Annotated in this window: 22 protein-coding genes, 1 pseudogene and 2 riboswitches; of the genes and pseudogenes, 5 read left to right on the top strand and 18 right to left on the bottom strand. The window is 62.2% G+C overall.

Features of this window, described 5'->3' with window-relative positions:
• Together RTS12_RS14400 and RTS12_RS14395 are read left to right on the top strand one after the other, a co-directional pair.
• Positions 1 to 1,043, top strand: a 1,043-nt coding sequence (locus RTS12_RS14400) for a molybdopterin dinucleotide binding domain-containing protein (protein WP_312529697.1), incomplete at its 5' end; no start/stop codon positions are given.
• A gap of 236 nt (positions 1,044 to 1,279) precedes the next feature.
• Positions 1,280 to 1,681, top strand: a complete 402-nt coding sequence (locus RTS12_RS14395; protein WP_312529695.1) for a rhodanese-like domain-containing protein — start codon at positions 1,280 to 1,282, stop codon at positions 1,679 to 1,681.
• A gap of 341 nt (positions 1,682 to 2,022) precedes the next feature.
• On the opposite strand, the gene RTS12_RS14390 is transcribed toward RTS12_RS14395, so the two are convergent.
• The 7 genes from RTS12_RS14390 to cbiE form a co-directional block, all read right to left on the bottom strand.
• Positions 2,023 to 2,913, bottom strand: a complete 891-nt coding sequence (locus RTS12_RS14390; RefSeq protein ID WP_312529693.1) for a LysR family transcriptional regulator — start codon at positions 2,911 to 2,913, stop codon at positions 2,023 to 2,025.
• A 75-nt stretch (positions 2,914 to 2,988) separates the two neighbouring features.
• Positions 2,989 to 3,660: a GNAT family N-acetyltransferase gene (locus RTS12_RS14385; protein ID WP_312529691.1), complete on the bottom strand. Its 672-nt coding sequence runs from the start codon at positions 3,658 to 3,660 to the stop codon at positions 2,989 to 2,991.
• Between the two features lie 65 nt (positions 3,661 to 3,725).
• Complete coding sequence (gene cobF / locus RTS12_RS14380) at positions 3,726 to 4,460, bottom strand: precorrin-6A synthase (deacetylating) (protein ID WP_312529688.1); 735 nt, start codon at positions 4,458 to 4,460, stop codon at positions 3,726 to 3,728.
• Positions 4,457 to 5,770 carry a cobyrinate a,c-diamide synthase gene (locus RTS12_RS14375; RefSeq protein WP_312529686.1) on the bottom strand — a complete coding sequence of 438 codons (1,314 nt, stop codon included), beginning with the start codon at positions 5,768 to 5,770 and terminating at the stop codon, positions 4,457 to 4,459. Before RTS12_RS14375 ends, cobF begins: the two co-directional genes overlap by 4 nt.
• On the bottom strand, positions 5,767 to 6,558 hold the full coding sequence (gene cobM / locus RTS12_RS14370; RefSeq protein ID WP_312529684.1) for a precorrin-4 C(11)-methyltransferase: 792 nt from the start codon (positions 6,556 to 6,558) through the stop codon (positions 5,767 to 5,769). Before cobM ends, RTS12_RS14375 begins: the two co-directional genes overlap by 4 nt.
• On the bottom strand, positions 6,555 to 6,920 hold the full coding sequence (locus RTS12_RS14365; RefSeq protein ID WP_312529682.1) for a cobalamin biosynthesis protein: 366 nt from the start codon (positions 6,918 to 6,920) through the stop codon (positions 6,555 to 6,557). Before RTS12_RS14365 ends, cobM begins: the two co-directional genes overlap by 4 nt.
• Positions 6,917 to 8,077: a precorrin-6y C5,15-methyltransferase (decarboxylating) subunit CbiE gene (gene cbiE, locus RTS12_RS14360; protein WP_312529680.1), complete on the bottom strand. Its 1,161-nt coding sequence runs from the start codon at positions 8,075 to 8,077 to the stop codon at positions 6,917 to 6,919. The genes RTS12_RS14365 and cbiE overlap by 4 nt, the downstream gene beginning before the upstream one ends.
• Here cbiE and RTS12_RS14355 point away from each other — a divergent pair.
• Positions 8,076 to 8,822, top strand: coding sequence for a cobalt-precorrin-6A reductase (locus tag RTS12_RS14355; protein ID WP_312529678.1), 747 nt, complete (start codon positions 8,076 to 8,078; stop codon positions 8,820 to 8,822). The two genes, cbiE and RTS12_RS14355, sit on opposite strands and share 2 nt — an antisense overlap.
• Here the strand turns inward: RTS12_RS14355 and cobJ are convergent.
• The 7 genes and pseudogenes from cobJ to RTS12_RS14320 all read right to left on the bottom strand — a co-directional run bounded on the left by cobJ (position 8,792) and on the right by RTS12_RS14320 (position 16,732).
• Positions 8,792 to 9,544, bottom strand: a complete 753-nt coding sequence (cobJ, locus tag RTS12_RS14350) for a precorrin-3B C(17)-methyltransferase (protein WP_312529676.1) — start codon at positions 9,542 to 9,544, stop codon at positions 8,792 to 8,794. The genes RTS12_RS14355 and cobJ overlap by 31 nt on opposite strands.
• Positions 9,541 to 10,278: a precorrin-2 C(20)-methyltransferase gene (gene cobI / locus RTS12_RS14345; RefSeq protein WP_312529703.1), complete on the bottom strand. Its 738-nt coding sequence runs from the start codon at positions 10,276 to 10,278 to the stop codon at positions 9,541 to 9,543. Before cobI ends, cobJ begins: the two co-directional genes overlap by 4 nt.
• Positions 10,278 to 10,907: a precorrin-8X methylmutase gene (locus tag RTS12_RS14340; RefSeq protein ID WP_312529701.1), complete on the bottom strand. Its 630-nt coding sequence runs from the start codon at positions 10,905 to 10,907 to the stop codon at positions 10,278 to 10,280. Before RTS12_RS14340 ends, cobI begins: the two co-directional genes overlap by 1 nt.
• Positions 10,908 to 11,852: 945 nt before the next feature.
• Positions 11,853 to 12,032, bottom strand: a pseudogene (locus RTS12_RS14335) (cobalamin biosynthesis protein CobG); the annotation flags it as partial.
• Positions 12,033 to 12,073: 41 nt separating this feature from the next.
• Positions 12,074 to 15,289, bottom strand: a complete 3,216-nt coding sequence (gene cobN / locus RTS12_RS14330; protein WP_312529674.1) for a cobaltochelatase subunit CobN — start codon at positions 15,287 to 15,289, stop codon at positions 12,074 to 12,076.
• Positions 15,290 to 15,293: 4 nt separating this feature from the next.
• Complete coding sequence (gene cobW, locus RTS12_RS14325) at positions 15,294 to 16,298, bottom strand: cobalamin biosynthesis protein CobW (protein ID WP_312529672.1); 1,005 nt, start codon at positions 16,296 to 16,298, stop codon at positions 15,294 to 15,296.
• Positions 16,295 to 16,732, bottom strand: a complete 438-nt coding sequence (locus tag RTS12_RS14320; protein ID WP_312529670.1) for a DUF1636 domain-containing protein — start codon at positions 16,730 to 16,732, stop codon at positions 16,295 to 16,297. The genes cobW and RTS12_RS14320 overlap by 4 nt, the downstream gene beginning before the upstream one ends.
• Before the next feature lie 30 nt (positions 16,733 to 16,762).
• Positions 16,763 to 16,971, bottom strand: a riboswitch (cobalamin riboswitch).
• Positions 16,972 to 17,123: 152 nt separating this feature from the next.
• Here RTS12_RS14320 and cobO point away from each other — a divergent pair.
• Positions 17,124 to 17,729, top strand: a complete 606-nt coding sequence (gene cobO / locus RTS12_RS14315; protein WP_312529699.1) for a cob(I)yrinic acid a,c-diamide adenosyltransferase — start codon at positions 17,124 to 17,126, stop codon at positions 17,727 to 17,729.
• On the top strand, positions 17,729 to 19,174 hold the full coding sequence (locus RTS12_RS14310; protein ID WP_312529668.1) for a cobyric acid synthase: 1,446 nt from the start codon (positions 17,729 to 17,731) through the stop codon (positions 19,172 to 19,174). Before cobO ends, RTS12_RS14310 begins: the two co-directional genes overlap by 1 nt.
• Here RTS12_RS14310 and RTS12_RS14305 read toward each other — a convergent pair.
• The 4 genes from RTS12_RS14305 to RTS12_RS14290 all read right to left on the bottom strand — a co-directional run.
• Complete coding sequence (locus RTS12_RS14305) at positions 19,171 to 19,740, bottom strand: hypothetical protein (RefSeq protein WP_312529666.1); 570 nt, start codon at positions 19,738 to 19,740, stop codon at positions 19,171 to 19,173. The two genes, RTS12_RS14310 and RTS12_RS14305, sit on opposite strands and share 4 nt — an antisense overlap.
• Complete coding sequence (locus tag RTS12_RS14300) at positions 19,737 to 20,516, bottom strand: CbtA family protein (protein WP_312529664.1); 780 nt, start codon at positions 20,514 to 20,516, stop codon at positions 19,737 to 19,739. The genes RTS12_RS14305 and RTS12_RS14300 overlap by 4 nt, the downstream gene beginning before the upstream one ends.
• Before the next feature lie 3 nt (positions 20,517 to 20,519).
• The gene (locus RTS12_RS14295; protein ID WP_409455688.1) at positions 20,520 to 20,696 is read right to left on the bottom strand and encodes a CbtB-domain containing protein; all 177 of its coding nucleotides are present in this window, start codon (positions 20,694 to 20,696) and stop codon (positions 20,520 to 20,522) included.
• 39 nt (positions 20,697 to 20,735) lie between these two features.
• Positions 20,736 to 20,912: riboswitch (cobalamin riboswitch) on the bottom strand.
• 46 nt (positions 20,913 to 20,958) lie between these two features.
• On the bottom strand, positions 20,959 to 21,200 hold a 242-nt coding region (locus tag RTS12_RS14290), incomplete at its 5' end, for an MGMT family protein (protein ID WP_312529661.1).

Genomic DNA, 21,200 nt, shown 5'->3' with positions numbered 1-21,200 from the left:
GCAATCCCTTTCACCATCACCAGGATCTGAACCGCCTTAATGAGGCCTGGACCCGACCCGAGACCATTATCGTCCAAGATCCCATGTTCACCGCCACCGCGCAGCGTGCCGATATCGTCCTGCCGGCCTCGACCTCGATCGAGCGTAACGATCTGGCCGGCAACCGGCGCATGGATGTCATTTTGGCGATGCAGCAAGCGATTGCGCCCTTGGGCGAAGCGCGCTCGGATTTCGATATTTTCGATCTGATTTCGCGCAAGTTGGGGGTGGGCGACGCCTTTAACGAGGGGCGCGACGAAATGGGCTGGCTGCGCCATCTTTACGAGCAAAGCCGTGCCGAAGCCCAATCCAGCTCGGGCGCGCAACTGCCTGATTTTGATAGCTTCTGGCAGCAGGGCTATGCCGATATTCCAGTGATCGAGGAGCATGTCTATCTGTCGGATTTTCGTCAGGATCCCGATGCTCATCCCCTCGGCACCGAAACCGGGCGGATCGTTTTGGGCAGCGAAACCCTGGCGCGGCTGGGCTATGATGACTGCCCGCCCCATCCGGCATGGATTGCGCCCCAGGAATGGTTGGGGGCCGCGCGCCATGATGATGAATTTCACCTGATCTCGAACCAGCCCAACGGTCGGTTGCACAGCCAGCTAGAGACCGGGCCCGCCAGCATGGCCGACAAGCGAAATGGTCGCGAGCAGGTGCGCCTGCATCCCGATGACGCGCATCGGTTGGGGCTGATCGACGGCCATATTGCGCGGTTGTGGAATTCGCGCGGCGCTTGTCTTGCGACCATTCAGCTCAGTGCATCCGTGCGTCCGGACGTGGCGGTTTTGCCCACGGGGGCATGGTTCACCCCATCGGGAAATTCGGGGCTGGATTTGTCAGGAAACCCGAATGTGCTGACGGCTGATATTCCAACCTCGCAGTTCGGGCAGGGCTGTGCGGCCCATACCTGTCTGGTGCGGATCGAACCCTATGGCGAAAGCGCGCCCGATGCGATGGAAAGCTATCTTGCGATGATGGCGGGGCTTGCTGCCGAATAGCCGGATCGCAAGCCCGCAGGGCATCGCACAGGATGCGGGCTTTGGTTCGGCTGGGGGCATCGGTGCAAAGGGTCCAGACTTTTGGCCCTGCAGGCGCTAGAATGATCTTTGGCAAGGATGTGCGGGGGCCCATTCCCCCACTACCTCATACCCCCATGCCCGCCGCAATCGGGACAGGGTGGGTTGACACAGGCCTTGCGTAAAAACACGCGCCCTTTCGATCAGGGACGGGCGCAATGATCGGGAAAGGTGTCATGGTCAAAACTGTTCAGCAGATGCTTGACGAGGCCGAGGCCGTCGTCACCTCGGTTTCACCTGATGATCTGGCGGCACGGATCACGGATGATGACATCGTCATCGTCGATATTCGCGATCCCCGCGAGCTAGAGCGCGAGGGCATGATCGCAGACGCTTTTCACGCGCCGCGCGGCATGCTGGAGTTCTGGATCGACCCGCAAAGCCCCTATCACAAGCCGCGTTTTGCCCAGAAAAAGACCTTTGTGTTCTATTGCGCTTCGGGCTGGCGGTCTTTGCTGGCGGCCCAACTGGCGCAGGACATGGGGCTGGACGCGCGCAGTTTGAAAGGTGGAATTTCCGCATGGAAGGCCGCTGGCCATCAGGTCGCGCAAAGGGACTAAGGCCGGTCGGCGCGGGCGGTGCGCGGATGTGCGGGGTGCGGATGTGCGGGTGTGGGGCGGCCGACGGCTTGGCGTGGCGGACGCGCTAGCGCCCGGGGGCCGGCAGCGGGCAGTGATCGGGCCGGTTTCTGGGGTCGCTTTCTGTGGCCGTTACGGCGCGGATCTCCAGCAGGGCCGTGGTGCGGTCTTTGCGCATTGCGCATCGGGAATTGGGCATCGGTCGCGCCACAAGGGTTAGGGTAGGGCGCACCAGGCTCGCGGATCTGGCAAATGGGGCGGGCGCGGCAAGGGTACGGCTGTGGCTTGCTTGAGGCCTGCCTGGGGCGGGGCTTGGCCCCTTGTTAATCAAGACGGGTTTCGGCCGTCGCTTGCCAGATCCGATCCAGAAATCCTCTTGCGCGCTCAAGGTTGCGGTAAAGCCGGATCTCCATTTCGAACCCCTCGCCAAGCCGCACCAGCCGCCCAAATGCCAGATCATCCTCGATCAGAGATTGGGGCAGCCAAGCCATACCCAATCCCTGCCGGGCCATGGCGCGCAAGGCTTCGGCCATCGAGTTTTCGTTGATATGGCTTAGATAGGTCGGCACGCTTTTTTGCTGACCATGCGCGATTTTGGCCAAAAGCCCCAGAAAAGAGCCGCGCGAATATTGCAGCAAAGGCAGCGCCGCCCCGTCGCGTGCCAGCCGATCGGCCAGAACGGGTGCCGCGACCGGCAGCAGGTGATCCGTGCCAATGCTCAGAAACGGATAGGCCTGCTCGGACAGGTTGATGGGCACTTCGGGGTGGTAAAAGGTCATGAAGAAATCATAACCACCATCCGTCAGCGCATGCAGGCAGGTGGTAAAGTTGTCCGGCAGCACGCGGCTGGTGAAGGGCCCGAGCCTGTCTTGCAGCATTGCGATCCATTTCGGCAGGATACTTTGCGCAATTGTATGCAGGGCGGTGATGGCGACCGTCTGTCCGCGCCCGCTGGCATTCACGCCGTGAAATGTCTCTTTTGCGGCGGTCAGGGCGTTCACCACCTCTTCGGCGGTTTCAAGGAATTGCTTCCCCTCGGGGGTCAAGGCGACGGGATAGACGCTGCGGTCAAGAAGATCGGTGCCAAGCCAGATTTCCAGCGCGCGGATGCGTCGGCTAAAGGCCGGCTGGGTGACATTGCGTTCCTGGGCGGCGCGCGAAAAGCTGCGCGTCACGGCAAGCGACAAGAAATCCTCAAGCCATTTCAGCTCCATCGCGCCGGTCCTCCACGCTTAATATATATCCAAAAGGTTCGCGGGATGCGGCGCAAATGCTTTCGGCACCCTCTCTCAGGAAAATTGACGCAAAGGCGCGTTTGTCGCATGTGCCGAGGGTGCTGAGCCGAAGTGCCGATAGACCAAATCCGAGGGATCTGGCCTTTGCGCCTTGGCATCCAAGGCCGCGCCCAGACGCAGTGCCAATCTGGCTGATCGTTGGTTGGCAGTATCGATGTAGCTTACCAGCGTTTCAAGTTTGCGGACATCACAGCTCCACCGTCGCAAAGCGGTGGCAGCTTCATATGCGAAACCGTGCCCCTCTGCCTGAGGGTAGAGCAGCCATCCCAGTTCGAACTCTGGGAACAGCGGCCCTGAATTGATGCCCACTTGGCCCAGACAGGCACCACTGGTGCTGTGCTCGATCATAAGCCCGCCACAGCCAAATAAGCTCCATTGGGCGTGGTCGGCACAAAACATTCCCCAAGCCACGGCAGTTGAAAAAGGACCACCCATATAGATGGAGCGATCTGACGCCATCAATTGATGATACATGGGCCAGTCTGCTGCCCGCATCGGCCGAAGCGTCAGGCGCGGTGTGGTAAGCGTGGGTATCATGGTCATCTGCAAGCCTTTTGACCCTGCCGACACGATGCTTATCCCGGAACAATCGCCGCTTCGTGCCGCAATGCTGACACTGCCAGCCTTCATCCTGAGTGTCGAGATTGCCTGATCATGGGTGATCAAAATCCCGATTATATCCGCGCCTTCTTTGCCAAAGATGCCGGCGGCAGCAGGAAATGCCGTAATCGTCAGGCTTGTCGCAGCAGGTAAAGGTCCATGATCCAGCCGTGTTGTGCGCGCAGGTTCTGGCGCAACGTCTTGATCTGGGCGCGGACTTCGCCCAACTGGCCCGCCACCAAGACCTGCTCGGGCATCCCCAGATAGGCCCCCCACCAGATCTGGCAATTCTCGCTTAGTCCCGCCAGCGTTGATCCATCGTCCAGAAAAACCGCGATCGAGGCGATGTTGGCGGGCCAGCCCTGATCGCGCAGCACCCGCGCAGGCAGGATCGCCACGCTTTGCGCCAACCCATTCAGCGCCACCGCATGGGCCGCAGTGAGCATGGAAAGCGAGGTGATGCCCGGAACCACCTGGATTTGCGGCGCTGGCGTCAGCCGGGCGGCAATGCGCAATGTGCTGTCATAAAGCGAGGGATCCCCCCAGACGAGCAGCGCCACCCGTTCCGGGTTGCCCGCCGCCGCGATCTCGGCCAGCCAGCACGCGGCAATCTGCTCGTGCCAGTCATTGACCCCTTGCAAATAGCCCGCATCGCGGCGCCGCTCGGGCATGGCAAACGGGCGGATCTGGACCTTGGGGTTGCTCAGATGGCGCTCCAGAATCTGCTGCCGCAGATGGGCGAGTGCGGCTTTGTCTTGGCCCTTGTCGGGCAGTAAGATCAGATCGGCACGGTTGATTTCGGCAATGGCCTGCAACGTCAGATGCTCGGGGTTGCCGCAACCGATACCGATCAGCGACAAGATCATGCGCGTTCCTCGGCGATGAGGTGAAAGAAGCTGCCCGTGACATGGCCGCGATAGGACCCGCTTTGGGCCGCCTCGGCCCCGGTGGCGTCCCAGACGCGGGCCAAGGGCGCGTCGGGTTGGGCCAGGATCGACGAGTAATGAAACTCGTGCCCGCGCAGCGTCTTGCCCGCCCCAAGCGCCGCGATTGGCGCGGCCAGTTCGGCCAAGCGATAGCCAAGGTTCAACTTGCGCTTGGCAAAGGATGTGCGCAGGCCCAAAAGGCCCGCCATCTGATGGGTTGTGCCATCCTTGTCGGTCAGGCTTTCGCCCAAAACCATATAGCCGCCACATTCACCATGAACGGGTTTGTGGCGGGCAAAGGCGCGCAGCCCGTCAAGAAAGCGGCTGGCCCCGGCAATCGCCCCCGCATGAAGTTCAGGATAGCCCCCCGGAAGCCAGACCATATCGGCGCTGGGATCGGGGGCTTGATCGGCCAAGGGCGAGAAGGGCAGAAGTTCGGCACCCGCGGCACGCCAAAGTTGGGCCAGATGCGGGTAAAGAAAGCTGAAGGCGGTGTCTTGTGCCACGGCAATGCGCTGTGCGGGTGGGGCCATGGATGCGCTTAACGTCAGCGCTTTGGTTCCGACCGCGCCCACTGCACCACGCAGGGCATTCAGATCGACATGGGCTGCCAGCATGTCGGCATAGGCGGAAATTGCGGCCTCTAGGGCGGGATGTTCGGACGCCTGTACCAGCCCCAGGTGACGCTCGGGCAGGACCAGATCCGCGCGGCGCGGCAGGCAGCCAAAAACCGTGATCCCCGCCTGATCCATCGCGTGACGCAACAGGCTTTCGTGGCGCGGCGAATTCACGCGGTTTAGGATAACCCCGGCAAAGGGCAGGCCTTTTTCCAGGCTGGCAAATCCCAGTGCCGTCGCCGCCGCCGATTGCGCCTGACCCGAAGCATCGATGACCAGCACCACCGGCCAGCCCATGCGCCGTGCAATGCTGGCGCTGGAACCATTGGAAAACGCGCCGGGCTGGATCACGCCATCAAACAGCCCCATCGAACCTTCGGCGATCACCAGATCGGCTCCGCGCGCCTGCAAGGACAGAGCATCCAAAAGCGCCCCGTCCATGGCCCAGCCATCAAGGTTGAAGCTTTGCCTGCCCGAGGCCGCCAGATGAAAGGCCGGGTCGATGTAATCGGGCCCGCATTTGAAGGGCTGAACGGTCAGCGCGCGATCACGAAAGGCCCGCAGCAGGCCCAGCATGACGGTGGTTTTTCCCGTCCCCGAGGCGGGGGCGGCGATCAGAATACCCGGAATCATTCGCAACCTTCTGGAAAGCGCGGCTTGGTGCCGATGGGACGAAAGCGTCGGTCGTAATCGCCTGCATAAAGGCGGCTTTCAGCGAAGTCACCCGGTTGCGTGGCAAGGTTTTGCCCGATCAGGATCAGTGCGGTCCGGGTGGCACCCTGAGCCGCCAATTCGCCCAATTCGGCCAAGGTGCCTCGCAGGATCTGCTGATCGGGCCAGCTGGCGCGCCAGACCACGGCAACCGGGCAATCCGGGGGGAAATAAGCACTGAGACGGCGCTGGACCTGATCTGCGACATGGATGGAAAGATGAATGGCAAGCGTCGCACCGGTGGCAGCAAAGGCCTCTAGCGTCTCGGCAGAGGGCATGGCTGTTGCGCGCCCAGATGTGCGCGTCAGCACCACAGATTGCGCCTGACCAGGTAGGGTCAATTCGGCCCCAAGTGCGGCGGCCGCTGCCGCAAAAGCGGGTACGCCGGGGGTCACGTCATAGGGAATATCCAGCTCGCGCAAGCGACGCAGCTGCTCGCCCATCGCGGACCAAAGCGACAGATCGCCCGAGTGCAGGCGCACGACATCATGCCCCGCGCCATGGGCCGAGCGGATCTCGGCGATGATGTCGTCCAACGACAGCGGGGCAGTGTTGATCAGGTGCGCATTGGCGGGGCAATGGCCCAGTACTTCGGCGGGGATCAGCGATCCGGCATAAAGGCAGACCGGGCAAGAGCCGATCAGTTTGACCGCGCGCAGCGTCAAAAGGTCTGGCGCGCCCGGGCCTGCGCCGATGAAGTGAACGGTCAATTGGACCTCCTGATGGCAAAGGCGATGGTGGCGCGCCCGGATGGGCTGATGCAGCGTGGCGCGTGCAGATTTGCATCTGGCTGGGCCGCGACAAGCGCACAGGCCTCGGCCAGCGAGCCCGTGCCAAAGCGGCGGATCTGATCGGGCGATTGCGTCAGCGTGCCAATGGCGCGCAAAGCAGCTGGGGGGATAGCATGCAGGGCTAGCCCGGTTTCAGCCACAAGCGCCGTCAGGGCAGGGTGGCTGCTTTTGGCCTGAACCGTCGCCAGCCCGGTTACTGGGGCGGGGGCAAGCACCAGCAGTTCACGCAGTTCTGTCACTGTGGCACTATCACGTAGCCCGATCCCTGCGATCACACTCATAGCGTCGTGATCCATTGCGTCACGGGGCGCGCCGGCTTCCAGCTGCGCATCGCGCCAAGGGGCTGTGCCTGAGACATCTCAATGCGCAACAGGCTGCCTTGCTTTTGCGCCAATTGGATCAGCAAGGCTTCGGTTTCCAGGGTGACTGCATTGACCACCAGCCGTGCGCCCTTGGCATGATCTTGCAACGCCACGAACAAAGCCTGAGAAAAACCGCCGCCGATAAAGACCGCATCAGGGCGCGGCAAAGCAGGCACCTTATCCAGATGCGCGCCCAATTGCAGCTCCATCCGGGCGGTTAGGCCGAAATCGCGAATATTGGTGGCGATGTTCTGCGCCCGGTCGCTTCGATGTTCGACCGCAATCGCGCGCCCGCCCAGACGGCACCATTCAATCGCAATCGAGCCGCTGCCTGCGCCCAGATCCCACAGCAATTCTTGCGGTCGTGGGGCAAGGGCGGCAAGGGTCATGGCACGGATCGGCGCCTTGGTGATCTGCCCGTCATGGGCAAAGCTGGCCTCTGGGCGGCCGGGCGCGATCGAGAGCGGATCGGCCGCAACCACATGCACCGTCACCGCCAGGGGCGTCGCATAGGCATGTCCGGCCATATAGGGGCTGATTTTCTGATAGGGGCCGCCCAGACGCTCGAGCACTGACACTGCAGCAGTGACCTGCCAATCCGCCAGATGCCTTGCCAGATCATGGACCGCTTGCGCGTCGCGCAGCAGCAAGATCAGCCGCGCACCCTGAAACAGCTCATCTCGGATGCTGGCCAGCGGCGCGGCATGCAATGCGCGGCAGGTGACATCCTCAAGCGGCCAGCCAAGGGCATTTGCGGCCAAGGAAAAGGTCGATGGGGCGGGTAGGCTGATCCATTCGTCCGGAGCAAGGCTGCGCGCCAAGGCACGTCCGGCGCCATGGTGAAAGGGATCGCCCGAGGCCAGCACCACCGTTGGTTTGCCACGCTGCGCCAGCACGGGATCGACGCTAAAGGGCACAGGCCAGGGCCTGCCGCGATCGGATGCCCCGATCAGTTCCAGATGACGTGGCCCACCGAAAATGGTATCGGCGGCCTCAATCGCGGCGCGCGCCGGGGGCGTCAGCCCCTCTAGCCCCGCCTCTTGCAACCCGATGATCGTCAGCCAAGGAGCTTTCATGTCACGCATCCTTTTGCTGGGAGGTTCGAGCGAGGCCGGAGTTTTGGCACAAAGACTGGCACAGGCGCGAATTGATGCCGTCTATTCCTATGCTGGCGCCGTTGCCTGCCCCAAGGGCCAGCCCCTGCCGGTCCGGGTCGGTGGGTTTGGCGGGATCGAGGGGCTGTGTCGCTATTGCCGCGATCATGCGATCACCGCGATCATCGATGCGACCCACCCCTTTGCGGCAGGGATGAGCAATCACGCCATAGCTGCCGCCACGCATCTGGACCTGCCCCTGATCGCATTGGAGCGCGCACCATGGGCCGCAGTCGCGGGGGATCGCTGGATCGAGGCCGCCAATATGGCCGAGGCCGCAGAAAGGCTGATCGGGCCGCGCGTGTTCTTGGGGATCGGGCGCAATGAATTGGCGGCATTCGCGGGTATCAAGCGCCATTTCCTGCTGCGGCTGGTCGATCAACCGCGCAGCGCGCCGCTGCCTGATGCCGCATGGATCGTGGCGCGCGGCCCGTTTCACTTTTCCGATGATCTGGCGATGCTGCAAGAGCATGCGATTACCTGTGTCGTCAGTAAAAATGCGGGTGGCACCGGGGCTTATGCAAAAATTGCCGCCGCGCGTGCGCTGTCTCTGCCCGTGATCATGGTGGCGCGACCCCGGATTGCGCCGCGCCCCGTCGTCGAGACCGTCGAGGGGGTGATGGCTTGGCTGGCCGCTCATGGCTGGACCCAATTGCGCGGCGTATAGACCCAATCGCCGTCACGGCCCTTGATGCAGCGGCTTTGGGGATTTCCGATCAAGACGACGGTACGCATATCGGCCATATCCTCGCGCGCCTCGGCCAGATTGGTAATCAAGATCGTTTCATCGGGGGTCGAGACGGCCCGGGCAAAGATGATGATGCGGCTGGGCTCGCAGGTGTCTCGCAGCACATCAAGCGCGCGGGCAAAGCCATCGGGGCGCGATGCCGAGCGCGGGTTGTAAAAGCCCATCGCAAAGCCGCCCAGTGCCGCATGACGGATGCGGTGGCAGATGACCTCGGCGGGTTTGAGGTTGTCTGAAAGGTTGATCGCGCAAAAATCATGGCCAAGGGGTGCGCCAACGCGCGCTGCGGCGGCCAACATTGCGGTGATGCCGGGTATGACGGAAATCTCGGGGTGATCTGCCGGGGCGATTGTCTCTAGCGCCTCAAAGACCGCGGCGGCCATGGCAAACACGCCCGGATCACCAGACGAGACCACCACAACGCGCTTGCCGGTCTGCGCCAGGCGAATGGCGTGATGGGCGCGGTCCAGCTCTTCGCGGTTGTCGCTTTCATGCAGCACCAGCCCCGCGCGCGGCGCGATCCGCCGCACATAGGGGATATAGCCCAGAATATCGCTGGCCTGGTCAATGGCCAGACTGGCTTCGGGGGCAATCAGCCCCTGCGCGCCCGGGCCAAGGCCCACGATGGTCAATCTGCCGCTCATGTCAGATCCTCAAGCAGGGGGCGGCGGCCATTGCCGTGTAAAATCACGGTCGCGAAATAGGGGCAATCATCCAATTCCGCCTGCGACAGCGGCAAGATCCGCTCGCCTGTCATGGTGCCCTTGACGCAAAGCCAGGCGTCCTCCAGCCGCCCGGCCTGCTGCAAGGCGGCGCGAATGCGGGGCAGGTTGCGACCGGTCTTCATGATCACGGCCGCATCCGTATCCCTCAGGCGTCGCGCCAGCTCGTCCTGGGGCAGGGTGCCGGGTAAAACGGTCAGAACGTCATCGCCCCAGGTCACGGGTTGGCCTGTCGCGGTCCAGCAGCCCGACATGCCGGTGATGCCGGGGATGATCTCTAATGTGGCGCGATCTTGCAGCCTGATGTGCAGATGCATGAACGAGCCATAAAAGAACGGGTCGCCTTCGCACAGGACCACGACCTCGCAGCTTTGGGCCAATTGGGCCAGCCGATCTGCCCAATCGTCGTAAAATCCGGCCAGCGCCGCGCGATATTCAGGCGAGGAAAAGGGCAGCTCGGTGGTTACCGGGTATTCCATCGCATATTCCACCGCCTCGGGATGCAGCATCCCCTCGACGATCATGCGCGCCATTCCCTGCCGCCCGGGTTTGCGGAAATAGGCGATGTGGCGCGCGCCCTGAATGACACGGGCCGTGCGCAGGCTCATCAAGTCTTGTGCCCCGGGGCCAAGGCCCGCGCAGATGATGCGCCCCATCATTCCCTCTCCGAGGCAAGGGCATTCACCGCAGCCACCGTCACCGCCGAGCCGCCAAGGCGGCCATTCACCACCAGCGCTGGTACGGGCGGGGCCGCGATCAGGGCCTCTTTGGATTCAGCCGCGCCCACAAAGCCAACCGGGCAACCGATGATCGCGGCGGGGCGGGGGCAATCGGGATCTGACAGCATATTCAGCAGGTGAAAAAGCGCGGTGGGCGCATTGCCGATCGCAACCACTGCCCCCGCCAGATGCGGGCGCCACAGCTCTAATGCGGCAGCAGAGCGCGTGTTGCTCATGGCCTCGGCCAGAATGGGGACCTGCGGATCATGCAGCGTGCAGATGATCTGATTGCCCGCAGGTAGTCTGGTGGTGGTGATCCCCTGTGACACCATGCGCGCATCACATAAAATGGGTGCACCTGCCTTGAGCGCTGTCGTCGCGGTAAGCGCGAAATCGGGGGTAAAGGCGATGTCGCGCTCAAGCCCGACCAGCCCCGAGGCATGGATCATACGGACGGCGACACGTTCCTCGATGGGCGCGAAACGGGCAAGATCGGCCTCGGCGCGGATGATCGCGAAAGAGCGGTCATAGATCGCCTGTCCGTTGGTTTCATAGCTATGGATCATGGATGTGTCCGGATTGGGTAAAGGATGCCCCGCAAGGTGAAACCCCTGCGCCGAGGCTATCAGCGTGATAGGGGCCGAAGCAGGGGCCAAAGTGGGATCGTGAGCGCGATCGTGACTAGGGGCGCGCGTGGGGGCGCGAGCGGTCAAATGGGCAGGATGGGCGCAAAGTTTTGCGCAGCCCGCGACATGCAGGCTTTGATCCGCGCCAAGCATGGCAGAAAGGCGCCGGGCCAAGGGGCGCGTGGCAGCATGGCCCTGCGAACAACCCGGCGCGCCAATGCAGGCATGGGTGCGCAACAGCGCATCATCGGGCCGGGTGATGAGGGAGGGGTGATCCAGCCGCGCGGGCAATCCGATCATGCGCCATGGTGTGATGGTCACGGGTCCGGTCAGGGCTGCCGCCTCGAGCAGATCAGCCGTGATCGCCCCGAAGGGAACTGCGTGCAGGTAATCGCCCTCATAAGGGCCGGGCGTGGGGCGCTGGCCGGGCAGGGGTGCGGTTTGATGCATGCTTGTCGAACCAGCCGTGTCCGCTTCACCCAGCCATTCACTTTGCCATTCACCTTGCCAGTCCCGCATCCGTCCGCGGCCTGCCACCACCCCCGAGGCACAAAAGGCAGTCAGGATCTGTGCAACGCAATGGCCGAGATCTTGCGGTGCAACCAGATGACCCAAAGCGCGTCCATCGATGCGCAGGCATAACCCATCCTTGGCACGCTCAATGCGCAGATCGCCCGGGCAGTTGCCAAGAACAGGGGTTGGGCCACAATCGATGACCAGACCGAATTTGGCGGGCAATTGCGGGAAGCGCGCCAATACCGCAGCCAGATCATGGGCCAGATCATCTGGAATATCCGGCTGCGCCCTTTGCCGGGACAGATATGGCGCCAAGGTGATGGCAGCCAGCGCCCCTTGATGATCGATCCCCAAACCGTCCAATTGGCGCAGGCAGGCGGCAAGGCCGTTTTCGGCAATTCCACGGATCTGCATCGCACCACGATTGGTCAACTCCAGCTGGCCATTGCCAAACTCGCGTGCGGCATTTGCAATGCCCATCGCCTGCGTTGCGGTCAGTGCGCCTCCGAGTGGCTTGAGACGCAGCAGCCAGCCATCGCCCGATTGCATGGGGCGGTTGGGGGTGGGGCACCAGCCTTTGATCTGAAAGCTCATGGCTGCTCCGATCCCCCAAGCGCAAAGAGATGAGCCAGAATTTCATTATGGCGCGTAGACCATTGCCCACCCTGCAGAAGGTCTAGAAAAATTTCGATCAGCCGGGCCCGGGCCAACGGGTTTTCTTGCTGGAAAAACGCCATGACCTTGCCGTCAAGCAGGGTCGCGCGTGCGATTTCGTCAAAGAGCTGGGGCGCCACCTGGCCTGTCAACCGCGCGAAGGCGGCAAGATGATCAAGCGATGCCGTAATCTCAGCCGCGCCGCGCGCACCGTGACGCATCATCGCGGTAATCCATGCGGGTGCCCCAGCGCGCGTATGGGTGATGCGGGCCAGTTCCGCGCCCAGATCACGCAGCACGATGCGGTCCTGACGGGTGTTGTCCAGATGATAAAGCGCGGCCTTGTTGCCGGTGGCCTCGATGGCTGCTGCGGCACCGCCAATATGAGCGGCATAATCCTCGGCCATCAGCAGATCGCTTTCAGGCAGGTCTTGGCTGTGCAAATGGGCAGAAAGGCTGTGCAATGCTTGGGCCAGCCCGGCTTGATCGGGCATCGAGGGGTTTTGCCCGTCATGGCTGAAGCCGCCATTGGCCAACCAAGTGGCGGCAACCTGGTGTTGCGGGCCGTCAAGCGCGATGCCCGTGCCATAATTGCCGTCGCTGGGGCCAAAGATCCGGGGTGTATCAGCCAGATAGGGGTTGTCCCCAGGCGTTTCGCCGATCTCGCTTGCCGGTCCACGTGCGGCCAGCATCTGGCAACCAAGCACGAAGAGCTGGATCAGCACCGGAAAGCTGTCACGAAACAGCCCGGAAATCTTGAGCGTGACCAGAATGCGCGGGTGTTCCATCTCGGCCAAGGGCAGGACCTCGATCCCCGTCACCCGTCCCGTGCCCGGATCGCGGATCGGGGTCAGACCTGCCAAAGCCAGCGCCATGGCAAAATCCTCGCCCCCTGTGCGCATTGTGGCCGAGCCCCAAAGATCAATCATGACAGATTTCGGCCAGTCACCGTGATCTTGCAAATAGGTGCGAATGAATTCGGCAGCCATCAGGCGGCCTTTTTCAACCGCCTCGGGTGTGGGCAGGGCGCGTGGGTCGACGGCGTAAAGATTGCGCCCCGTCGGCATCACATCAGCCGCCCCCCGCCAAGGACTGCCCGAGGGACCGGGCGCAACATGGCGCCCGCCAAGAGCGCGTGCCAGCCCCTCGTGTTCGCCCACGGCCTGCCCCCAGATATGAAGCCCGTCGGTATAGCGGCTTTCCTTCAATTCGCACACAAATCGGTCCAGCGCGCCCAATGCTTGCGCATCTTGCGACACATCCAGACCCAATTGGGCAAAAAGCCCCAGTGCCTCGGCCTCGTCCCTGATCATCTGCGCCAGGCGATCACGGCGGGCGGGATCGATGCCATCTGCGGTGGCATAGCGGTCCAGCATATGTTCAAGGCTGACGAATTTTTCGGGCAATTGCGCGGGCTTTAGCGCGGGGGGCATATGGCCCAAGGTGACAGCCCCCAAACGGCGGCGCGCCTGGGCGGCCTCGCCAGGGTCGTTTACGATGAAAGGATAAATGACGGGTAAGGCGCCGGTCAGGGCCTCGGGCCAGCAGGCCAAGGATTGCGCAACTGCTTTGCCGGGGAGCCATTCCAATGTGCCATGCGCGCCCAGGTGAACCAATGCCTGCACGCGCCCGCGCAGCCACAGGTAAAAGGCGACGTAGGCATGGCGCGGCGGGGCGCTTAGGTCGTGATAACTGGCCTCTCGCGTGGCAATAAGGCCGCGTTCGGGTTGCAGCGCGACCAGATGGCGACCTTGGTGCAATGCGTGAAAATGCACGTGATCGTCATGGATTTGTGGATCATCTTGCGGCGCGCCCCAATGATCTTGCAACGAACTCTGCAGCTCTTTGGGAAGCTGCGCCAATGCCGCAAGGTAGTCTTTGATGGGCCAGCTGATGGTTTCTTGCCGCAACCGGGGGGCGATCGGTGCGGGATTTTCGCCAAGGCTGCGCAAGATCGCCTGGGCCGATTGGGTCGCGTCAAGGCCTACGGCATGGGCATCAAGCCAAGGCTTGCCGGGATAGGTGGACAAAACCACGGCGATGGTTGGGTTTGGGGATGATTGCAGGGCGATCCAGCCGCGCACGCGCTGGGCAAGAGCCTGAATGCGGTCGGCCAGCGGTTGGTGGTGAGGCAGCGCGATCTGCAAGTCGGGGTCGGGCGTCTGCGTGTCTTTCAGCGAAATGATTTGCGCCGGAATACGGCCGTCAACTTCGGGCAGCACCACATGCATCGCCATATCGGCAGGCGACAGACCACGTTGGCTATCGGCCCACAGGGCCCGCGTGGCAGTCGATAGCACTGCCTGAAAAACCGGAGGCCCGGATCGCAATGCGCAATCCGCATCTTGGGTCGAAAATGCGGTTGTGTTGATGATTGCTTTGGGCGGGTTCGCTTTAAATGCCGCCTTGAGAAAGTCCTGCGCGGCCTTGGATTTCAACGAGGGCAGGTAAATCCCCCGCGCTTCAATCGCCGCCAGACCAGACTGGCCGGGGCAGTTGTTCTCGCGCTCGATCGCTGCAATCAGCGCCGTGATCGGCTGCAGATCCCCGGCGAGCATCCACGAGCGATAAAACGGGATTGCGATCCAGTCTTTTTGGGGCGCGTGATCAAGCCAACCCACCTCGGGTAAGGGCGCGGGCGTGTGGGCGTCAAGCCCAGCCATCAAGCGCAATGCCGCGCCTGCCGCCTGATGGCCCCCCATGGCGCATAGCTGGCTTAGCCGCTGGTGCAGATCGGGCGAGACCGTTGAAAGCTGGGCAAGAAGGCTGGCGTTGTGCTTGGGCAGGTTGATGGCCGCGCCATCGCCCTCGACAAAGGCCAGCGCAATCCCGCGACGCCGCGCCAGATCCTGCAAGGCCATGACGCCATAATCCCAATAGCTGCGCCCGCCCAAAAGACGCACAAGGATGAAGCGCGCGCCATGCAGCGTGGCCGTGATATATTGATCGACCGAGACCGGATGAGTCAGCCGCGCAAGCTGCGCCAAGCGCAGCGAGGGCAGCTGATCGCGATCTTGCCGCCAAGCATGGGCGAAACTGGCAAGGTCACTGTCGGAAAAGGACAGCACCACAAGATCTCCGGGCGTCTGCCCAAGATCTTGTGGCGTGGTGCTTTCTTCAAGCCCGCCCTTTTCGCGAAAGATCACATGCATCTGCCTAGCCAAGCAGAGTGGTGCGGATGGCGTCGGGATCGATGTGATCATGCTCGGCGATCACCACCAGTTGCGACAGGCGCGGGCCGTTCCAGGGCTGGTCATATTGCTGGCGAATGCGGCTGCCGACGGCCTGAACCAACAGGCGCATGGGCTTGCCCACCACTGCGACATGACCTTTGACGCGCAGGATATGCTGCTCGCGGACCAAACGCTCGATCCGCGCCATCAGATCTGCTGGGTCCTCGATTTCGGGCATGGTGACGACAAGCGAGTCGAAATCGTCATGCTCGTGATCATCGGCACCATCATGATGCGAGGGGCGCGCGGCCAGATCATCCTCGGCCTTGGCCTCAAGCCCCAAGATCACGCGCGGGTCGATCACGCCGTCCTTGATCTCGATCACGGGCAGCGCGCGATGGGCGATCTGGTTCAGCTTTTCACGCGCAATCGTCCGCACCGCCTCGGAGGCCAGATCGGTTTTCGTCAGCAAGACAATATCGGCGCAATTGACCTGATCGGCGAAAACCTCGGCCAGAGGGCTGTCATGTTCGCTGCCTTCGGTCTGGCCCTCGTCAAACGCGCCAGCGGCCAAAGCTTCGGTATCGGCCAAAGCGATCACACCATCGACGGTGATCCGCGAGCGGATGGCGGGCCAGTCAAAGGCCTTGAGCAGCGGCTTGGGCAAAGCCAAGCCCGAGGTTTCGATCAAGATGTGATCGGGGGCATCGTCAAGGGCCAGGAGCTGCTCCATCGCGGGCAGGAAATCATCGGCCACGGTGCAGCAGATACAGCCGTTTGCCAGTTCAAGAATGTTGCTTTCGGGGCAATCGGCGCTGGCGCAGGATTTCAAGATCTCGCCATCAACGCCGGCCGTGCCGAATTCATTGACCAAAACCGCAAGGCGACGTCCGCCAGCATTCGCGATCAGATGGCGCAAAAGCGTGGTCTTTCCCGCGCCCAGAAAGCCCGTGACGACAGTGACCGGAGTTTTGGCAAGAGGCTTCATGGCAGATCCTTTGGACGCAAAGAGGGGGGAATTCGGGCAATGGTATTGCTGCGAAAGAGGGGCGAGCGTTCGCGCCAAGGCACGACGCCATCGGCGCTTTGGCTGTATTGGCGGGCCATGGTCAGCACCTCGGCGCAGTCATCTGGGCCCAGCCCACCTTGCACATAGGTCCATGAACCGGGGCGTGCGAGGGCGACGGCACAGCCGCGCGCACAGGCCGAAAGACAGGAAACCGGAACGATGCTGACCCCCGCAGGCAAGGGCTGGGACATGACTTCGCTCAAGAGCCGCTCACCCGGAACGATCCCGTCATCTGGCACGGGCTGGCCCATGCGACAGGTCTGGCAGATATAAAGCGTGCTCGTCACCGACAGGCCCTTTGCGTTATGCGACAGGGTCTGCGGAAGGGGGCATGGGGCGCAAAGACGGGTCATGCCATCCATCCGCGGCACACCCCGTCCGCATCATTGGTTATCTTGCATGGCAGGTCTCCCGGCTTGCGGATGCGGGCATCTGCCCTTGCCTTTTCTGCCTTCCCGGGCTGTGGCCCAGTGGCGGTGAAAAGGCTCTCCGGTCACGGTCGCGGGGGCGGCTGCGCTTGGGGCCAATGACGGCCTTGGCACATTCCCTCTTAGCCTGCGTTGCCGCAGGAACCATTGCCCGCCCTTGATGCCGTCAAGCCCGCCATCAAGTCAAGCCGCGATCCGCGCGCGGGCAAATGCGGATTCTGGGGGCTTGCCATAGGCCCGCATAGCAGCATAGGCCAAGGCGCTGCCAGGCCTTCGGAATGGGCGTTTTCACCTAAGATGAAAGGTAATGTTGAACATGAATAATGACATGCAACATGCTGAGAAAATGCAAAAAATAAAAGAGGCAAAGGATCGTGTAAACGAGGAAAGGCAAGGCGAGAAAGGCCTGATCATCGTTCACACCGGATCGGGAAAGGGCAAATCTTCATCGGCTTTTGGCATGGTGATGCGCGCAATTGCCCATGAGATGCCCTGCGCTGTCGTGCAGTTTATCAAGGGCAGCCGCGACACGGGCGAGCGCCGCCTGCTGACCACGCATTTCGCCGATCTGTGCCAGTTTCACACGATGGGCGAGGGCTTTACCTGGGAAACACAGGATCGCGCCCGCGATGTCGCGGCGGCGCAAGCCGGATGGCGCAAGGCCCAAGAGCTGATCCGTGACCCGGCAATCCGACTGGTCCTGCTGGATGAGATCAATATCGCGATCCGCAATGACTATATCGATATTGCCGAAGTTTGCGAGTTTCTGCAGGCTGAAAAGCCCGAGATGAGCCATGTCATCCTGACCGGGCGAAATGCCAAGCCCGAGCTGATAGAGCTGGCCGATCTGGTCAGCGAAATGACACTGGTCAAGCATCCGTGGCGCGCGGGGATCAAGGGCCAGCCGGGTATCGAATTCTGATGCCGGGACTGATGATCCAAGGAACCGGCTCGAATGTCGGCAAGTCGCTGATCGTGGCGGGCTTATGCCGCGCGTTGCGCCTGCGTGGCCTGTCGGTCGCGCCCTTCAAGCCGCAAAACATGTCGAACAACGCTGCTGTCACAGCGGATGGCGGCGAGATTGGTCGTGCTCAGGCGCTTCAGGCGCGCGCGGCAGGGCTGGCACCCCATAGCGATATGAACCCGGTTTTACTGAAGCCCGAAACCGATATGGGCGCGCAGGTCATCGTTCGGGGAAAAAGGCTGGGGCGGTTTCCTGCCCGTGAATATTGGACCATGAAGGGGCGGCTGATGACAGCTGTTCTGGACAGTTACCACCGCCTTGAGGCTGCTCATGATCTGATGGTGATCGAAGGTGCAGGCAGCGCCTCGGAAACCAATCTGCGCGCCACCGATATTGCCAATATGGGCTTTGCCAGCCAGACGCGCGTGCCGGTTTTTCTGTTGGGCGATATTGATCGAGGCGGGGTGATTGCGCAGATCGTCGGCACCAAAGCCGTGATCGATCCCAGCGATGCAGAACTGATAAAAGGCTTTATAGTCAATAAATTTCGTGGAGATCCCAGACTTTTTGACGCGGGATATTCCACGATTGAAGCCCTGTCGGGCTGGCCCGGTATGGGCGTGATTCCGGCCTTTGATCGTGCCCATCTTTTGCCTGCCGAAGATGCGCAGGACATTCGCTTGCATGCGCAAGGCAAGGGGCTGCGCGTGGGCTGGCTGGTTCTGTCGCGCCTTGCAAATTTCGATGATCTTGACCCGCTTGGCGCCGAGGACGGCATCGAATTGGTGGCAATCCTCCCAGGCGAGGCCATACCCGGTGACTTGGATCTGGTGATTTTGCCGGGCAGCAAATCGACCCGAGGCGATCTGGCCTTTTTGCGATCGCAGGGATGGGACATCGACCTTTTGGCGCATTATCGCCGCGGGGGCCGCATCCTTGGCATATGTGGCGGCTATCAAATGCTGGGTCGGCATGTGCATGACCCCCATGGTTTCGAGGGGGCGGCGGGCAGCAGCGAGGGCTTGGGCCTGTTGGATGTCGAAACCGTGCTGGAAGGGGATAAGACCCTGCGTCTGGTCCAAGCCCGTCATCTTGCATCAGGTCAGCAGATGAGCGGCTACGAAATTCATCTTGGGGTCAGCAATGGCCCTGATCGCCTGCGACCCTTTGCCGAAATCGCGGGGCTGCCCGAGGGCGCGACCTCGGCCTGCGGGCGCGTCAGTGGGACCTATCTGCACGGGCTGTTTGGTGATGACGGTTTCCGCGCAGCCTATCTTGCGGCAATGGGGGCGGCGTCCACGGTGCAATATGAGGCCCAGATCGAGGCGGTCTTGGACGAACTGGCCGCCCATCTTGAGCGCCACCTTGCCATTGACGCGATGCTGCGCTTGGCGGGACTTTAGTCGGCCCGCCCCTCGGCAAGCGTCTCCCCGCCAAGTGCCTGCCAAAGCGGGCGGTCATATTCACGCGCCAAGGGCAGGATCAGTTGAGGGCTGTGGCTTGCCATTTCGCGCAGGATACAGCGCAGCATCAACCGCGGCGCGTCCGGGGGCACAGGCAGGTTTTGACGGATCCTTGCGATCAGCGCCTGACGCTGCTGACGATAGGCCTTGGGGAAATGTGCGGCAAAAGGGTGCGGGCCTGTCGTGGCGCGACGCGCAGCGGCAATGCCTGCGATGACATATCCCCGAGGGGGCATCAAATGGCGCGGAATGGACGGGCCATGGTCCGAACGGTCACAATCGGGACTGGCTTGGCTTAGCAGGACCAGCCCGTGATTGGCTAACAGCGGCTCTTTCGAGATGACTTCATAGGCCTGAAGCATCAAATCGGGCTGGCCCAGCCGTGGCTCGCTTAGGCAATGCATGCCTCCCAGCGGGCCAAGCGCAAAGCTCCAGTTCAGTCGGGTGATCTGGGATGCCTCGGCCGCGGTCAGCGGCAGAGGCGGAGTTTCATCATCGCCTGTCATTGCACCTGAATGCGACGGGGCGGCGAAAACAGCAAGGCAAAGAGCGCAAGGCCCATCACCAGCCAGCCCACAAGGCCCACGCCAAGCGCACGGCTGGCAAACTCTGATGCCAGTTCGGGCGGAGCCGGGCCTGTAAAGACCTCGATATGGGGCGCGCCGATCACATGGGGGGCGGCGATCAGCAAAATCGCCAAGCCCCAGCTTAGCCAATTGCGGCCAAAGGCGATCAGCCAGATCCCCAAGGCCGAGGCCGCCACTGTCGCGCCCCACCAGATCTGTCTTTGCGTCAGATCGGCCGCCGACATGCCGGGCAATTCGGGCGCAAGGCCGATTGCAGGCAGAAACTGTACGGCCAAAAATCCACCCAATCCCCACAAGATCCCGTCACGAACGGCGAATTTGCGCCCGTTGGCTGTGGTGGCCAAAAGGACCGCCAAGCTTAGCAGCGCATAGCCCGCATAGATCAGGATCGAGAAAAGCACCGTTAGCGCATCGCGCTTAAGATCTATTTCGGCGCTGAAGGGCGCATCACCCTGATGGGGGCTTGGCGTGCTTGCCGATTGGTCATGGGCATGATCATCGGGCGCAATGGCTGCGCTGTCATGGCTATGCGAGTGGCCCTCTTCCGGGGGGGCAGAGAAATGGGTGCGTTCGCCGCCCTCGTAAAGCTCGGCATGCAAAAGCACCGGCTGGACAAGCCAAAGCTGCAGCAGGGCGGCAATCAGCCCCGCTGCGGCACCAGCGATCAACGCGCTGGAAATCGATTTTATATCCATGGCTTAGTGACAGGGGTACCCGGTCGCATGACGCATATCATGTGCGGCATCATGCAGGGTTTCGGAATGGGCAAGCCCTGACACAAACACAAGGCCAAGCCCGACGATCGCGGCAAAGACAATCGTGCCGAAGCGGCTGGTGTTCAATGGCAGGGAACCGGCACGCGCCGGGGTCGTCATCTGAGACATTTTCTCTCCTTATCCGTCACACCCGACGGAGGCTGATATGATGCCAAGGATCGGTCTCCTGACTCGCGGCTTGTTGCGCTGACGGCCTTCCCAATGCTGGCGCATCAGTGGCATCTTCGTCGCGCAAACCGCTCACAGTCGCGGGGGCGGTCGGGTTCGAAACCCAGTTCCCATGTTGCAAGCAACATCCTTGACCCAGCCACCATGAGACGCGCGTTGCAGTTTTGCAAGACATTGCCGGGGAAATCGCACCCTAAGCCGGGGATTCTCGCAACAAAAGTGCGCGCTTGCGGTCAATGCCCCAGCGATAGCCCGACAATTGGCCGTCCTGGCGCAGCACGCGGTGGCAGGGGATGGCGATGGCCAGACGGTTTGCTGCGCAGGCCTGCGCCACCGCGCGAACCGCCCGTGGCGCACCAATGGCGCGGGCAATGTCACTATAGGGCACCTCGATTTTTCCTTGTTTTCCGCCGTTCAGGGCCGATTTGGCGGCCT

Source organism: Paracoccus sp. (in: a-proteobacteria) (assembly GCF_032007265.1).
GTDB lineage: Bacteria > Pseudomonadota > Alphaproteobacteria > Rhodobacterales > Rhodobacteraceae > Paracoccus.
The sequence above is the reverse complement of the archived record's forward strand: the minus strand, read 5'-3'. Positions and strand labels throughout refer to the sequence as shown.

What these genes read in the sequence shown, in the direction of transcription:
- RTS12_RS14395 (WP_312529695.1), top strand. Translation starts at nt 1,280, where the DNA reads ATGATCGGGAAAGGTGTCATGGTCAAAACTGTTCAGCAGATGCTTGAC.
- RTS12_RS14390 (WP_312529693.1), bottom strand. Translation starts at nt 2,913, where the DNA reads ATGGAGCTGAAATGGCTTGAGGATTTCTTGTCGCTTGCCGTGACGCGC.
- cobF (WP_312529688.1), bottom strand. Translation starts at nt 4,460, where the DNA reads ATGATCTTGTCGCTGATCGGTATCGGTTGCGGCAACCCCGAGCATCTG.
- RTS12_RS14375 (WP_312529686.1), bottom strand. Translation starts at nt 5,770, where the DNA reads ATGATTCCGGGTATTCTGATCGCCGCCCCCGCCTCGGGGACGGGAAAA.
- RTS12_RS14365 (WP_312529682.1), bottom strand. Translation starts at nt 6,920, where the DNA reads ATGAGTGTGATCGCAGGGATCGGGCTACGTGATAGTGCCACAGTGACA.
- RTS12_RS14355 (WP_312529678.1), top strand. Translation starts at nt 8,076, where the DNA reads ATGTCACGCATCCTTTTGCTGGGAGGTTCGAGCGAGGCCGGAGTTTTG.
- cbiE (WP_312529680.1), bottom strand. Translation starts at nt 8,077, where the DNA reads ATGAAAGCTCCTTGGCTGACGATCATCGGGTTGCAAGAGGCGGGGCTA.
- cobJ (WP_312529676.1), bottom strand. Translation starts at nt 9,544, where the DNA reads ATGAGCGGCAGATTGACCATCGTGGGCCTTGGCCCGGGCGCGCAGGGG.
- cobI (WP_312529703.1), bottom strand. Translation starts at nt 10,278, where the DNA reads ATGGGGCGCATCATCTGCGCGGGCCTTGGCCCCGGGGCACAAGACTTG.
- RTS12_RS14340 (WP_312529701.1), bottom strand. Translation starts at nt 10,907, where the DNA reads ATGATCCATAGCTATGAAACCAACGGACAGGCGATCTATGACCGCTCT.
- cobN (WP_312529674.1), bottom strand. Translation starts at nt 15,289, where the DNA reads ATGCATGTGATCTTTCGCGAAAAGGGCGGGCTTGAAGAAAGCACCACG.
- cobW (WP_312529672.1), bottom strand. Translation starts at nt 16,298, where the DNA reads ATGAAGCCTCTTGCCAAAACTCCGGTCACTGTCGTCACGGGCTTTCTG.
- RTS12_RS14320 (WP_312529670.1), bottom strand. Translation starts at nt 16,732, where the DNA reads ATGACCCGTCTTTGCGCCCCATGCCCCCTTCCGCAGACCCTGTCGCAT.
- cobO (WP_312529699.1), top strand. Translation starts at nt 17,124, where the DNA reads ATGAATAATGACATGCAACATGCTGAGAAAATGCAAAAAATAAAAGAG.
- RTS12_RS14310 (WP_312529668.1), top strand. Translation starts at nt 17,729, where the DNA reads ATGCCGGGACTGATGATCCAAGGAACCGGCTCGAATGTCGGCAAGTCG.
- RTS12_RS14305 (WP_312529666.1), bottom strand. Translation starts at nt 19,740, where the DNA reads ATGACAGGCGATGATGAAACTCCGCCTCTGCCGCTGACCGCGGCCGAG.
- RTS12_RS14300 (WP_312529664.1), bottom strand. Translation starts at nt 20,516, where the DNA reads ATGGATATAAAATCGATTTCCAGCGCGTTGATCGCTGGTGCCGCAGCG.
- RTS12_RS14295 (WP_409455688.1), bottom strand. Translation starts at nt 20,696, where the DNA reads ATGACGACCCCGGCGCGTGCCGGTTCCCTGCCATTGAACACCAGCCGC.